13 protein-coding genes are annotated in these 13,704 nt (G+C 59.4%); 1 reads left to right on the top strand and 12 read right to left on the bottom strand.

What is annotated here, in order from left to right; all coding sequences use genetic code 11:
* Positions 1-39: 39 nt before the first annotated feature.
* The 10 genes from HCO70_RS16825 to HCO70_RS16780 form a co-directional block, all read right to left on the bottom strand.
* Positions 40-405 carry a helix-turn-helix domain-containing protein gene (locus tag HCO70_RS16825; RefSeq protein WP_172298315.1) on the bottom strand — a complete coding sequence of 122 codons (366 nt, stop codon included), beginning with the start codon at positions 403-405 and terminating at the stop codon, positions 40-42.
* A 247-nt stretch (positions 406-652) separates the two neighbouring features.
* Positions 653-1,099 (bottom strand): regulatory protein GemA, encoded by a 447-nt coding sequence (locus tag HCO70_RS16820; protein ID WP_172298314.1) that lies wholly within the window; start codon positions 1,097-1,099, stop codon positions 653-655.
* Positions 1,100-1,358: 259 nt separating this feature from the next.
* Positions 1,359-2,009, bottom strand: a complete 651-nt coding sequence (locus HCO70_RS16815) for a DUF3164 family protein (RefSeq protein WP_172298312.1) — start codon at positions 2,007-2,009, stop codon at positions 1,359-1,361.
* A gap of 96 nt (positions 2,010-2,105) precedes the next feature.
* Complete coding sequence (locus HCO70_RS16810) at positions 2,106-2,357, bottom strand: hypothetical protein (RefSeq protein ID WP_216665493.1); 252 nt, start codon at positions 2,355-2,357, stop codon at positions 2,106-2,108.
* Complete coding sequence (locus tag HCO70_RS16805) at positions 2,350-2,712, bottom strand: hypothetical protein (RefSeq protein ID WP_172298310.1); 363 nt, start codon at positions 2,710-2,712, stop codon at positions 2,350-2,352. The genes HCO70_RS16810 and HCO70_RS16805 overlap by 8 nt, the downstream gene beginning before the upstream one ends.
* Positions 2,709-3,080, bottom strand: a complete 372-nt coding sequence (locus HCO70_RS16800) for a hypothetical protein (protein ID WP_172298308.1) — start codon at positions 3,078-3,080, stop codon at positions 2,709-2,711. Before HCO70_RS16800 ends, HCO70_RS16805 begins: the two co-directional genes overlap by 4 nt.
* Positions 3,077-3,649: a hypothetical protein gene (locus HCO70_RS16795; RefSeq protein ID WP_172298306.1), complete on the bottom strand. Its 573-nt coding sequence runs from the start codon at positions 3,647-3,649 to the stop codon at positions 3,077-3,079. The genes HCO70_RS16800 and HCO70_RS16795 overlap by 4 nt, the downstream gene beginning before the upstream one ends.
* Positions 3,646-4,392 (bottom strand): AAA family ATPase, encoded by a 747-nt coding sequence (locus HCO70_RS16790; RefSeq protein ID WP_172298304.1) that lies wholly within the window; start codon positions 4,390-4,392, stop codon positions 3,646-3,648. Before HCO70_RS16790 ends, HCO70_RS16795 begins: the two co-directional genes overlap by 4 nt.
* A 65-nt stretch (positions 4,393-4,457) precedes the next feature.
* A complete protein-coding gene (locus HCO70_RS16785; protein WP_172298302.1) occupies positions 4,458-6,572 on the bottom strand; it encodes a transposase domain-containing protein in 2,115 nt (704 codons plus the stop codon).
* Positions 6,569-7,399, bottom strand: coding sequence for a ParB N-terminal domain-containing protein (locus HCO70_RS16780; RefSeq protein ID WP_172298300.1), 831 nt, complete (start codon positions 7,397-7,399; stop codon positions 6,569-6,571). The genes HCO70_RS16785 and HCO70_RS16780 overlap by 4 nt, the downstream gene beginning before the upstream one ends.
* An 823-nt stretch (positions 7,400-8,222) precedes the next feature.
* Between HCO70_RS16780 and HCO70_RS16775 the strand changes: the two genes are divergently transcribed.
* Positions 8,223-8,903 (top strand): hypothetical protein, encoded by a 681-nt coding sequence (locus tag HCO70_RS16775; RefSeq protein ID WP_172298298.1) that lies wholly within the window; start codon positions 8,223-8,225, stop codon positions 8,901-8,903.
* 173 nt (positions 8,904-9,076) lie between these two features.
* Here the strand turns inward: HCO70_RS16775 and HCO70_RS16770 are convergent, their stop codons facing one another.
* Both HCO70_RS16770 and HCO70_RS16765 read right to left on the bottom strand, forming a co-directional pair.
* Positions 9,077-12,820: a hypothetical protein gene (locus tag HCO70_RS16770; RefSeq protein ID WP_172298296.1), complete on the bottom strand. Its 3,744-nt coding sequence runs from the start codon at positions 12,818-12,820 to the stop codon at positions 9,077-9,079.
* A gap of 481 nt (positions 12,821-13,301) precedes the next feature.
* Positions 13,302-13,704: membrane dipeptidase (locus HCO70_RS16765; RefSeq protein ID WP_172298294.1), on the bottom strand; the 403-nt coding region annotated here is incomplete at its 5' end.

Here is a 13,704-nt window from a genome sequence, read left to right as displayed (position 1 = left end):
GCCAAAAGCAAAACACCCGCACGGGTGTGCGGGTGCGGGCTAGAGGAACCGAGGCTGTCGGGGATCGTCCGGCGGTCTGGCAGGAGGCGTCGGCCTATTCAGCCAGCTGCGAACCGTCTTGTCGGCAACATGCAGTCTGCGGGCGATTTCAGCCTTCGGCAAGCCTCTTGCATGCCACACGGCCGCGATCCACGGCTTGCCGGTTGGAATGCGCGACGGCAGGTGTGCCTGGCACAGGGCAGCCGCCTTGTCATAGCCGACCATCTGTTCGACGCGAGACTTTCCTTTCGGCGAGACAGCGAAATAGACCTCCGAGCCGCCAAAGCTCAACAGGAAGTCGATGGCGCCATCGGTGCCAAGGATCCGAACGAACGGACGCAGGTTTGCCGGGACCGGCACACTCATTCCGGCCGGTTCCTCCTTTGCCGTCCGGTGTGCCGATCGGGCCGGCTTGCCTCCTGCACCGTCACTATGCAGCCCCGGGCAACCTTTAGGCGGAGCCCGTCGACAAGGATGCCGCTCGCTCCTGGGTGGTCGTTCAAGATGACGACCTTGTGCCCAATCTGACGACGGATCCCTTCAACATCGACGCCCATCGCGTGCTCCAGGTATCGCAGCACAGCGTGATCGGTGACGGGAAAGCGAGGCTTCTTCACTTTCCCGTCTCCAGCTCGATCCCGGAGCGACGGCACCAAGACTTCAGCGCTTCGATCACATCGCGGATCTGGGCGGCGTCCTGCATCCGGTCGATGTCGATGGGTGTCGATCCCCAGGCATCGGCAAAGCGGCGGCGGATGAATGCGTTGAGCCCGGCCGCGCCGCGCATCTGCACCTCACCGTGATCCGCAAGAAGCCGCCACAGCACGTGAGCGAACCGCACGTCCGACCGGTCAGCCTTCGGCCTCCGGCCATCGTGACCCCCCGGCCGAAACCCCTTCTCCTTCAGCGCCGCGACCACGGCTCGCTGTTCTGCCTCGGTCATGTCGCCGAGGCTATCCTTGCCGGTGGTGACCAGCTGAAGATCGCGACGGGTATCGTTGTCGATGCCGAGCTCGCGGCAACCCGCAAAGATGAGCTTTTGCAACCGCCGGTCGGTCATGGCATCAACCTGACCAAACAGGCTGCGGTTGCCCGCGGAAGCAGGCAAAGCGCTCTAAATCGGGCATTTGCCCGGTTGTTGATTTCCGGAAGTCCGTCACTCATGGCGAACGCGTCGAGATCCTCTAACACGTCACACCCGTGGCCGAGGATTGCACTAATCCCGCAGAAGTTGCAAAGGCGCTTCTGAAGTTTACCGCCTTCGCGTTTCGAAGGTGGTACTTCGCATGGCGCAAGAGATTAGTGCGCACAGATCCCTCCTATGCCTTCGCCAGGTCGATGGTGATCGGCTGCCAGGCGCCGTCGTTAGTCTCGCGGCGGTAGCAGCGCACATAGGTCTTCGATCCGACGATGCGCATGGCGTCGCGGATCGCCTGCATGGCCCGCCGCCAGCGCTCGTCGTTGATGTCGAGCCGCAGCAGCATGAAGACCTCGGAGCGGTTGATCTGACCGACCTTGTCGGTGTTGAAGGCGCGGGTGACGATGGCGCGGATCTCCGGCCGGCTGTCAGCAGCCCATTCGTTGAGACATTCGTCGATCAGGCCCTTCGCGATCTGCAGCTCCGGCCCGAAGTCGATGTGGTCCGCGACCTGGACGGCCACCTTGAAGAGACCGTCGTAGCTCATCAGGGTCTTGTTGCCCTTCACGCCACCGATGGTCTCGTCGTACTCTTGGGCGAGCAGCGCCTCGAAGTCGCCAATGTCCTCGAAGGTGTGTTCCTTGAACCGCGCGACCTGTTCGCTCAGCGCCTGGGCGAAGCCGAGGATCTTCCGAACCGTCTCATCCTGCAGAACGTCCTGCGGCCGGATCAGCTCCACCGGCGTCAGGCTTCCCTTCGCATCGGTCATGAAGTCTGTTCCGTTCAACGTCTGGCGACCGCTGGGGATCGGGGCGGGTGTGAAGTCGGTCATTTCTGGTTGTCCTTTCTGCCGCCGAAGCGGCTGTAGATCGTGCGGCCGATGAACACCGCGAGCACGATTGCCGCGATGCCGCGACCGAACTGCAGGTCATTGCTCATTGCCGGTCTCCCTGATTGCGAATGCCTCCCGGAAGTAGGCTGCCAGGTCGGCCGGCTCGTGGCCGGGGCGTATTGGCGGAAAGCCGAGGAGAGTGAGGATGCAGGCCATCGCCTCGATCTCGTCGGCGGTGACCAGCGTCGCGCCCCGGCCGCCCTGGAACTCGATCTTTCCGAGCCCACGGGCAGCAAGGGTGAGGAGCTCAAGGCGTTCGAAGCGGCGGGGTGCCAGGGGATCAGTCACTGGCATCTCCATCGTCGAGGATTGCGTCAACCAGATCACATTCGACTGCTGTCAAAAGCAGAAGGCTGGCCAGTTCACGAATGCCCATGGAGCGGCGGTCGGCATGTGGCCCCAGCTGCTCACACTGGGCATCCGTTAGAACGACGCGCGGCCGACCAGAGTGGTTGCCGGTCGTGCTGAACAACGGGATCGCTTCACCGCGCGCTCGAGCATAAGAGAGATAGCTGTAGATTGTGGTCCTAGATGTCCCGGTAATAGCTTCGATCTTTGCCGGCGGATGACCGAGCTTGGCCAGCCTTACGGCGTCCCGGTAGGCCGCGCTGCTGGCGGTCTGACGGTCGAGCGGCACTGTCACTTCTCGTCCTCCTTCGGGTTCAGTGGGCACCGCGTGCATGCGCGGTACATCCGCACCCGCAGGCTGTTGGTGCCGAGGAAGTCCTTCGCTTTTTCGCGCCACGCCTGGCAGTCCGCGAGAGGCAGCTCGCCGAGGGCCGGGCAGTCGACGACGGCGCCCATCAGGCGCGCCTGGACCAGCTGCTCGAGGTTAGAAAGGTCGCCCGGATATTTCCGGCGCAGTGTCTGGCTGATCACGGTCGCCGACATGCCGAGCCTTTTCGCAACCTTGTTCTGGGAACTGGCTGCACAGGCATCGGCCAGAGCGAGGATCCAGTCCGGAGGCTCATCGCCCCAGGCTTCGAGTGCTATGGCCTTCTGCGGGCTCATCCGGGCATCCCCGCGATGTAGGTCAAACGGCTGACATTCGGGTCGAAGATCGCGGTCACCCGCTTCTCGGCGGGCGGTTTCGGGCCGGTGTCCCGGATCAGGCGATACATGGCTTCGCGCTTGCCCCGGACCTCTTTCGCCGCGATCCGCAGATAGCCGCCGCGCGCCAGCAGCCGGCAATAGTCGCCCGCCTCCTGCTCGGAGACCTGGACCGTGTCGGTGGTGGCATGCGCAGCGACGTCGACCCGCGAGAAGAGGCCCATTTTCCGCATGACCAGCCACATGTTACCGGCCGGCGTTGCCTCGTGTTCGGCGATGGGCTGTTTCGGCTGCTGTTTGGCGAGGCGCCGCGCGAGCGGCGTCATACTGAAGACCTTGCGACGGCGCTCGCCCGTGCGGACCACTATCGCCAGCCCGTCCTTCTCCCACGACCGCGCCAGTTCCTGCGCCATCTGCAGGGAAATCCTGGCGCCGTCGCGGAGGCTGTAGAACGTGAACTCGTCCAGCCCGAGCGCATGCCTCATGGCGCGTTCGCGGCGCGCCTCGCCGCTTTCCTGCGCGAAGTTCATGCGACCGATTTCCGCGCAGTCGGAGCCTCGCCGGTGAAGAGATCGCCCTGCCATAAGGCCAGCGTCATCTTTGTGATGCCACGGGTCCGGGCGAACTCGGCGACGCGGTCGAGGTTGACGCATATCCGCCGGATCGACCCGTGGGAAGCGCGCAGGATTGCGCTCTGCAAGTCAGCGTCGATCTCGATGCCCCTGGCATAGATCGGCGCGAGATGCTTCACGTCCGAGAGGTCGCCCGGCTGGGCTGCGACCCAGTCCAACATCCGGCCGTGGACCCGCTCCCATTCCTTGAGCTTCTGAGGCAGCCCCTCTTCGCCGATCAGGATGATCGGCGCGCCGGAGCTCTCGTGGATGTCCCTGATCACCTCGATGCACTTGCGCCTGATGAGGTGGTCCGCCTCGTCGATCAGCAACGGCTGATCCGTGATGGCCAGCGCCTCGGCAATGTTCTTGACCAGATGCCCGGTCGTATCGCCTCGCCGGAGCTGTACGCCCGCCTCCAGCGCGATAGCCTCGCAAAGCAACTTCGGCGTCCAGACCGATTGCACCTGCACCAGGACCGCCCGATATTTGTTGGTGGTCCAGATCCCGGCCGTGGATTTCCCGAAACCCGATGGACCGTAGTAACAAGCCATGCCTGGCAAGCCCAAACTGCGGTTCTTGACCCGGTCCACCAGTCCGGCCAGTGCCGCCACGTTTCGTAGCGGTGCCACACTGTTATAGACCATCTGCTCTTCCGCCATTCTTCGCCCTCCTTTTTCATGACGCCCCCCGTCTGGCCCCCATTTCGGCCTGCGGGAGGTTTTGCTCAGTTCGCGAACATCGCCTCCCCGTAGTCGTCGTAGAGGAGGCGCATCTGGCGGTACTCGGGCTGCGTCCGATAAACGGCGAGCCACTCTGCCTCCGCCTTCCCCAGCGGCTGGTTCGCTTCAGCCAGCTGTTCCAGTTGCAAAGCCCGCTTGAAGCGGTCGTACTCGTCCTCGGCCGAGCTGTTCTGACGAGCCGGCGAGGTGAATTGCGCGATGAAGGTCTCGTGCTGTTGTTCCGCAGCCGGATCCGCCCGGCGCTCGAAGTCCGGACGCTCCACCAATGGCCGATTGGCCCCGAATGCGGGCCGCACGACCTTGGCGTCGGGCGGCGCCGTCTCGGGGGTCGGCAGCGCGTCCAGGGCGGCAGCAACTTCCGCCGCCGTGTCGGGCCGGTGCAGATCCAGTAGCCGCCGGTGTGCGCGCTTGAACGCCGCCTTCTGGCGTGCTTCTTCCTGCGCTGCGGCTGCATCGGTAAAACCGGTCTTCTGCTGGCAGGCGGCGTAGCCCAGATACGACCCATCGAGCGCGTACACGTAGATGCCCGCGTGCAGATCCTCCGGGTCGAACCGTGCGATGACCTTGCGGCCCGCCTCCTCGGCCATCCAGTCGGACCAGTAGACGTTCTGGTGCAACGTCAGGCGCCCGTGGGTGCGATGCAGCGTCTTCGTTTCCTGACCCATCAGCCAGAGCCGACGCTGCTCCTCGGTGACCTTGCGGATCGGAGCGGATGCGTAGCTCTCCGCAAAGGTCTGGTCGAAACTCCGGCCCTGAGCGGTCTCCGAGCGGCGACCGGTGCGGGCGTTGTGCTCAACGACGCCCAACTCCATGACACGCAGGAACTCGGTGATCGGCACTGCCGTGCTGGCGTAGTTTTCCGGCTTCGCGTCCGGCCGGTTGCCCGTCCATGCGCCGGAGAACCGCGGATCCTTGAAAATCGTATCGCACCAGTCGCGGAACGCCCGTTCGATGGGCTTGGACCGGCCGGAATAGGGCCGCGCCCAATTCACCTCGATCCCCAGCTGGGGCAGTACGCCCAACGGATCGTCTTCCCGGACCTTGAAGCGGAAGCGCGTCGGCGTGCCGCCGGTCATCCACTTGTTGGCAAACTCGCGGCCGTTGTCGAATAGGCAGCGGCGCGGAATTCCGAACTCCTCGACCATGTCCCCGAAGGCCGCCATGACGGCGACCTTGTTCGGCGTGTGGTCGACGCGCCAGCTGAGGATCTTGCCGGAGTAGATGTCCTGGAATGCGACGATCTGCGGTCGGGCGACGGTGCCATCCTCCCAACGAACGAACAGGTCGCCACGGTGGCAGTCGGCATTGACCGCCTCCAGTGCCGCCAGCGTGCTGCGATCCCGCACCTGTGGCGGGAAGCACTCCTCAAGTCCGGACACGCCCTGGCGGGCAAACACCTGGACAACACGCGGGACGGTCTGGTCGAGATGCCGTCGGGCGGTTCGTTCAGGTATCACGGGCCAGCCGCGCTCTCGGGCGACGGTGCAGGCGCGCCGGTAGCAGGCGCTGAACGTGGGGCGCTCCAACCGAAGGTAATCTGCCTTCAGGAGATCCCAGAAACGGGGATCGGCGCGCACCTCGGTCGGTTCGACCTTGGCTGTAGGCCGATGTCTGGGTGCGAGGGCGGCGAGGCGATCGTCGGAACGGACACCTTCAACAGCCTGCAGCCATGCCCAGAGCGTCCGCCCGGTCTTGCCAATGACACGCGCGACCTCGCCGACGGCCACCGCACGACCGGTTCCGGTAGCTTCGAGGGCCTCGACCATGTGAATGGCACCCAACCGCGCTCGCGCCGTTGCCTTTGCCTTCTCCGGCAGCCCGTCGAAATAGGCCCATTGTTCGCCGCGCTCGGCCTGCTCGGCTGCGGCGCCAGCTGACGTGGCCAGCAGCTTCCGTTTGGCGGAGCGTGGAAAGAGCTGCCAATGATACTCCCAGCCGCCCCCACGGCCCTGCCGACGTCGGGCGGCGGTCACCTGCGAGCGCCAGCCCTCGGTCTTCACGATCTTCTCGACGCCCTGCCGGCTACCCGGCATGTCCGGCAACCCGGCATCGGCAATCTCGGCTGCAGTCCACCAGACCTTGTCGGGGGAAACGGTCACTCGGGCACCTCGGCGAGGACGTCCTCGAGTTCGGCGCGGCAGTCCCTGACGAAACGCTGGCGTGCCGTCGCACTGGCACGGGTCCACGCGTCCAGAAGCCGGTCATGTGCCTTGTCAACGGCCGTCTTAACGGGCGGTTCAATGCCCAACTGTCCGGTCTTGAAACGGCGGCGCGCGGCAGCGGCATTCCTGTCCCGACCCGCTGTGATGGCGTCGATCACAAAGCGGTGCTCTGCCTCGTCGCCGATCTTGGCGATCTGGTACAGGTCGTTCATGGCGACCCGTCCGGGCGCGGCACGCAGGTTCAACACATCGTCGGCGCGCAACGCCTCGCCGGCGGCAATCACTCGCCGGATCTGTCGAGGCGTGACGCCAATTATCTCCGCCACGAAGTTACAAAAGGACATTTCTGTCCGTTTGTGCATCCTCGCCTGGGTCGATGCGGCACCGGCGCGGGTCTCTGGATGTAGCCTTTCGTAGGCCGATTTGCGTCCAGCGAGGCTTACCGCCAGATCGATTGGCGACATGTGCGTGAAAGTGACGTTGGCGTCCGCTTCCATCAGCCTCGCCTCTTCCAGCGTGCACTGCCATACCCTCGCGGTGACGGTTGGAAGTTCGAGGATGCGCGCGACCTCAAGCCGGTGCCGACCGTCGATCAACTCGTAGCCGTTGCGCATCTCCCTGACGTGGATCGGGTCGCGGATTTCTCCTGTCTCGGCCACCGACTGTCGGATTACGGCCACGGCCTGATCGTTCAGCGGGGTCACCCGGTCCTTGCGAACCTTGACGTCAATCGGGGGGAGCTCGATAAGCTTCGCGTCACGCATCCTGGGGCGCTCTCTTCATCTGGTAGAACCAGCGCCAATCGTCGCCGACGCGTTCCCTGAAACAGTTGATCTCCGCGCCATGCGCGCGCAGCTCGGCTACGCAAGCGTTCACGGCGCAGACGGACGCCTTCCGAACGATCGCCCTTGTCGTGTGGCGCCGACCGTCCTTCAGGACCGCCAGCACCCTCTGAAGGCGCGGTGAGGTGAGAGGCGCGGCGTGCATCTGTCAGGCTTTGATCCAGGCTGCACCGAGGCGCGCCGGGTAGAGGTGGCGGGCACGATGCGGCCTAGCGTCCCCGGCGCGATGGAGCACGCCAATCTGGAAGGCGATCCACCGCGCCAACAACCTCGACAGGAAGCTGCTCTCGCGTGGATCGGCGAAACTGAGCAGTAGGGCGCAGGCCAAGTTCAAGCGTTGGGAAGGCTCAATCGCCAGGATTTGGCGCTCGAATTGGTCTAGTGTCATCGAGAGGCGTCCTGCGTATCGGGAAGCGCGGGGCGCTCGACGAAATCTGGCCAATCCGCTTCTACGGGCCAGTTTTCCGAGAACCAGATGATGATCTGGAGTACGCGCGCGGTCGTTATCGTGTGACCACGCCGAAGGCGGTCCAGCGTATCACCGCTGCCTGTCGACCACCGGACCACAGTTCGCTCGCTCCGCCCCGTCGCCTTTGCCAGGCGACGCGTCAAACTCTCAAGGGGCTTGAGGGCAGGGTCTTGGGTTGATTTCGGCATGCGCATCCCGTTGGTGTGCTGTATTTTGCACACTGTGTAATATACAGCACATCTAGTCAAGCATGCAGATTCATGATTTGTGCGATCCGTGACACGATTCGATATCGACGCATTGAGAGCACTGATTTCCGACGGGGTAAGAACCCACGGATTACGCGGATATGCCCGAAATCTAGGCGTCGGCATTGGTGCGATCAGGAGTGTGTTAGACGGGCGCGATCCTCAGTTGTCGAAGTTGCAAGAGCTGATTAGTGCGACAGGCCATGAGCTGAGTTGGGGCGCCGCAGATACCAGCGAAAGATCAACGCAAGGGTTCATTGCCGATCTGGTGGACCAGATGAACTCACCTACGTCTGTACCTGAAGTCACATCGAGTTTGATGGATGGCTATCTGCCGGTCCCCTGGCATCAGCAAAATACGAAGGCGGGCAAGCCGCCGTTAGCATTTAGCATCGACTGGCTCATCAGTCTGGGTATCGATCCCCGGGGTCTTCGGCTTGCAGGTCTCTGCGAGGACCTTGGGGAAGAGGAGAACCGGACCGTGGCACTTGTCGATTCCGCCGCAAATAAACTCGGAGGGCCGGCGCGTTGGTGCTGGGTGGAAGATGAAAAAATTGTAGCGGGGACATTGTTCTGGGACGAAGGCGGCCCACTCGTCGTGATGCCTGACCGTCCCGGTGACCAGCCACGCGTTTTACTTAGGGCAAGCCGCGAGCAGTTGAACATCCTCGGGCGAGTTGTTTGGATTGGAACGCTCGAGCCCAGTTAGTCGAGTCGGCGCTCGGCTACCAGAACCTCATCGCTTTCGAGCGAATGACCCGAGAAATGGGCGGTCGCCAAAGCTGACTAACGGCCCTAACCTGCCGTTGCCAACGTAAGTAAGCGCTGCGATGCAGCGTCACAAGAGCGGTCATTGGAGCCAGACGCCCAGCCGCCAAGCCTCTAGCTTTTGAGTTTTCGCTGCTCCGCATCAACGTCCTGGTCCTCTGCGTCTCTTTTCCAGCTTTCAGCTAGTGCGCCCAGCAAAGCCGAAGTCCTAGGCCACAACGATGCCTTAGATTGCCAAAATTCATATTTTGCGGAAAGTTCTCTTTCTTGATCGCCACCGTCGTAGACTCCCCGAGTTGTCACACCTCGCATGTTCCGACGTTCGGTATAAATGCCACGCTGAAGATCGTCAGAGCCTATACGTTCGATTTCGTCGCGTACAACACGATGCGGCCACCCACCGTCCTCATCCACGGGTGCATGGGCGAAGAGATGCCCAACATAAATGTCGGTAATAACTGAATGGCCCGACTCTTCTCCCAGTCTTCGAGCTGCATCAACCCATAGGGACAGTTTTTCTGCATCAACGTCTTGTTCCGTGTGTCCCGGCAATTTCCTAAAACCCGACAAGACAGAATAGGCTAGTCTTCCGGAAGATTTGCCATCAGTTGTCGATTGAGCATTTTCTGTCTCCTTCGACGACTTAAACACAAGTTGAATGGCTTGGTTGAACAACTCTGGATCCGTGGCCATTGTATCAAACAACACCAATTTTCTCTTCTTCTTGTCTAAGATTGGGAAGAAAGCCAATTCTTGCCCAACTATCGCTTGTGCCTCTATATCTTCGCGGAGATCCAGTTCGGCAAAAACCTTTTCTAGGTAATAAGATACCATCGTGTCAGCGCTAGTTTTGTCGTCTCGCAGTTCGGCATTGAGAACCTCCAAGGCCCTCAAAATTAAGCGAGTCGGAACATCTCCCAAGTTCTTGTTGGTAGCTTCCAGAAATGCAGACCCACGGCGAGCGTTCAATAAGTTCAGTAAGCCTCTAAAAAATGATCGGCCGTCTCCTCGCCCTCGCAAGCTATAACCATTGCAAAAGGACCAATAACCCTCGAAGACTGCCGTTCCTAGTCGCTTAGCGAGAAACCAAGTTCTGGTCGTCATCGGCCAAGATAGCAAGAGCTTGGCGGCTGTAAGGTCGTCAAGTTCTAGACGCTCATTGAATGACTCAAACCAAGTTTCTGATTTCGCAGCCCCGCCGACAGAACGCAGTAGGCCAGAGATGCCAACCGAAAACTGCATAGCATTTGGGTTTTCAACAGACTTCTCTAGAACCTTGGCCAAAAGCGAGAAGTCAAGTTTAGATTGCTCGATGGCTTCTACCACATGGTAGGGTTGCTTTGCTGTGTGTCCCAGCTCAACCAAAGCGTCCACCCCAGACTTATCCAGTAATCCTTTGACTGCCTCGGTCCGGACATCTTCGATGCTCTTGTCATCTTCAGTTGGAAAGTCCCAAGAATCGAACATCCAAATTATGCTGGAAACAGGGCTTTCCGGTTCGAAATCTTTAATCAGTGCATCGAAGGGAGCCAACTTTTCTTCACTCAACGTCCAAGGTGCATCTGGGAAGCGTCTATGATCGTTGATGCGATCTCTCAAGGCCGCCCATACCGGGAACCGGTCAGCTTCAGAAAGAGTCTCAAACGTCGATCTTAGGCGGGCGACAGCATGGGTCATTTCTTTCTCGGGAAACGCCGTGATATCATGCATTATTTCGATCCAACGGGATGGTTCGTTTCCTGCCAGCTCGATGACCAACTCAATGACTTTTAAGACAGCATCCAGATACTCTTTCTGTGTAAGTCTATCCCGCCCATTTTCTCCGGCGTCCCGCAGCTGTGGGCGCTGAGTTCCGCTTGAACTAGTTATTCGATCTGGGAGTAAGTCAATGAGCAATGACCAAGCAACATCAGGCGTCTTCTTTGCCAGATAGGTCAACATTGAATTTCTCTGTTCGACTGTCGCACATGTGTTGGGAAACCAAGGAAGAAAAATCTCCTTTAAGCTGTTGATTGGTCGATTTACTAGACCACCGCCAGGGTCGATTTCGACAAGCCGCGCAAGAATGAGAATTGACCGCGCAAACGTTTCTTGTCCCCACACCAAGGCCTCCAAGGCCCAGAGTAGTCCAGTATGATATGCCGTTGGCGAAAACACTCCTTCGTCCTCAGTTAGTAAGGCGCGAAGCGAGTCAGCGTCGCCCTCCAGCAATTGCTCGAGGGCTTGGAGAAAAGGGCCTGGGGATGCCTCCGCTAGCAACGGCAGTTCATCTCTCATGCAGGCGAGAAGCTCGAAGTTGCCTTTGAGGCCTGGCAACCGAGAAACAATTCCATCAACGAAGGCCTTGCCACTGTCGACACCAATCTCAACGCCAGCCTGCTTGCCTAGAACTGAAATCATGAGGAGAGTGTTGGATAATCCCTCTCGAAGCCAATCGCTGTGTGGCGACTGGTACTTCGCGGTGTTCCCAAAAATAGGATCCTCTTCTTGCGATTTTTGCTTTACGGAAGAGAAGGCCGAAACAAGCGATGCTTCGAGCAGTTCAAATGACTTCGGTGCCATTTTCCCAGCGGTGTGAATGAAGGCGTCGATAGGAGCATTTACCGTCCAAATGCCTCCTGTCAAAACAAACGGAGGATCATCTTCTCGCGACAGAGCTCGTAGGCGTTCAGTTAGCTTATCGTAATCAGCATTTCCCGTGAGCTTGCGAATTATTTCAATGTCAGCATCATTGCTCCCGTCCCACGCTCCTGCCAATATTGCCGGGAAAATTTCTGGATCAGAAAACCAATCGGGTTCATTGTAACTCCCGCTAGGTCTCACTCTCTGTAGGGCAGAAAGGCTTCGCCCACAGCCTCGAGCAAGTGTCCTGGCTTCTGGTTCAGACATACCAAGCTCTTCCAGAGCTTTCCCCAGATCATAGCCCGTCGGGCGATTCAATGTTTCAGATTGGCCACTCTTTTGGCGCCGGCCTAAAGGGACCAGCGTGGGAGCAACACTATAAAACTGACCAGGTGATTTTGTGGTCTCACCATTCAGCAGAAAAATAAGGTTATCTTTGGCAATGAGGTCTCTACCAGCTGCAAAAGTTTCAACCACGATCGCTCGAGATTCCAAGAAAAGTCTCACTTCGGGCTTCGCCGCCCTAATAGCTGCTATGGCGAATGCCACAACTTCATCAACAGAATCCGCAGATAACTTAATCGGCCCAGGTCTACCCATCAACTTCTCTACTAGACTTTCAGCATTCGCTTTGCGACCAGCCAGCAATACGCTTTCAACAAGCTTTGGGTCGTATCTACCAACAAAATCCTCCCAAAACTCATCAATGCATCGAACGCCAACCTTCGGCGCAAGTTGCATCGTATTCCGGGCGTGCCAAGCAGCAACCGCAGGACAACTCTCAAACCAAGTTTGAAGCTTGCTTCCGTCTATGTAGATTACATCCAACCAGTCGTGGGCTGCCTTTTGTGCATCCACGAAGTCTTCAAGCTTGTTGTCTTTTTTGCTGCTGTCCCAGGTCCATGGAGAAACAAAGACATAAGTGGTTTCACGCTGGACCTCTGGGGGCACTTCGCAAGATCGTTTTTCAAAATCACCACTTGCTTTTGTTTTGTAGTCTTGGTTTGTGCCGAATTCCCATATCGATTTTCCTTTAGGAACGATGCCCTTACCCGTCTGGCAAACCAATACTCCGTCAAATCCTCGGACCTGCCCTTTGTCCCCACTTGGAAAGCGTATGTCCGAAATATCGTTTACAGAAGCACGTATCAGATCTGAAACCACTCCTGGAAGGTCAACCTCAGAATTTTTGGTTCGAGCCCAACGTTCAAGCTCAAGTGCTGAAATCCATCTCATCTTAGCTCCCGCCAACGCTACCGAATACTGTTCGCGTGGCTTATACGCTCGATCACACTCGACGCGAACGCCAAAGTGTGCGGTTGAGAATTTTTGGAGACCTAAACTCTAGAGCGTGAAGTACGGCAGCGCCAGACATGTGAATTCTATGTCGTACTTGACGCCCAGCAATGTCTGCTTCGAAGCTCCGCGAAGATTCATGCTGCGAAGCGGCGAATTCACACTTTCCGCCCATTAAAGCTACGTCCGGATACGGCCCTTAGCAGACTTCACCCTACGCGCGGCGAAGGTCTGCTATCGTGGTCCACAAGGACAATGATGCACGCAAAATCGCCAAACGCCGTTTGGTGAATGCGGTTTTCAAGGCACCAGCTCAAACGATTGGTCGCAGAACTTTCTCTGCTTTCGCCACTGTCTCAACCTTCCGGCTGGGGGCGTTGCCCACCCTATACTTACTGAGCAACCGCCTGATACGTCGGGATCATGTCCAGACCTCGGATGCCACGCGATAGAGGTTACCGCCCAGGAACTTGCCGCAATCCGCGTCGGACCAGCCGTTCTCGAGTAGCTTGTCGACCAGCGCGGCAACGATCTGGTAGGGCGCTGGCGTTGGCACGCCCTTGGCCGACATCGCCCGCAGAACGCCGCCATCGGGGAACAGCAGGTCGCCCAGTGGGCTCATGCCCGAAACGGCCGTCTGCGTGATGTCCGGGATCCAGTCAGAGCCGAAGCCGACATGGTCGACACCGACCAGGCTGACGATGTGGTCGATGTGCTCGAACAGGATGTCGGTCGTCACGATATCCGGGTTCGAGGGATCGACGAAGCCGCCGACCATGTTGATCGAGCAGACCCCGCCGCTGTCGCCGATCGCCTTGAACAGC

The organism is Pseudoruegeria sp. HB172150 (assembly GCF_013184805.1).
GTDB lineage: Bacteria > Pseudomonadota > Alphaproteobacteria > Rhodobacterales > Rhodobacteraceae > Psychromarinibacter.
This window is presented reverse-complemented; position numbering and strand designations above follow the sequence as displayed.

Excerpts from the sequence above, each read along its gene's own strand:
- HCO70_RS16815 (WP_172298312.1), bottom strand. The coding sequence starts at position 2,009 with ATGACCGACTTCACACCCGCCCCGATCCCCAGCGGTCGCCAGACGTTG.
- HCO70_RS16770 (WP_172298296.1), bottom strand. The coding sequence starts at position 12,820 with ATGAGATGGATTTCAGCACTTGAGCTTGAACGTTGGGCTCGAACCAAA.
- HCO70_RS16800 (WP_172298308.1), bottom strand. The coding sequence starts at position 3,080 with ATGAGCCCGCAGAAGGCCATAGCACTCGAAGCCTGGGGCGATGAGCCT.
- HCO70_RS16820 (WP_172298314.1), bottom strand. The coding sequence starts at position 1,099 with ATGACCGACCGGCGGTTGCAAAAGCTCATCTTTGCGGGTTGCCGCGAG.
- HCO70_RS16790 (WP_172298304.1), bottom strand. The coding sequence starts at position 4,392 with ATGGCGGAAGAGCAGATGGTCTATAACAGTGTGGCACCGCTACGAAAC.
- HCO70_RS16825 (WP_172298315.1), bottom strand. The coding sequence starts at position 405 with ATGAGTGTGCCGGTCCCGGCAAACCTGCGTCCGTTCGTTCGGATCCTT.
- HCO70_RS16795 (WP_172298306.1), bottom strand. The coding sequence starts at position 3,649 with ATGAACTTCGCGCAGGAAAGCGGCGAGGCGCGCCGCGAACGCGCCATG.
- HCO70_RS16780 (WP_172298300.1), bottom strand. The coding sequence starts at position 7,399 with ATGCGTGACGCGAAGCTTATCGAGCTCCCCCCGATTGACGTCAAGGTT.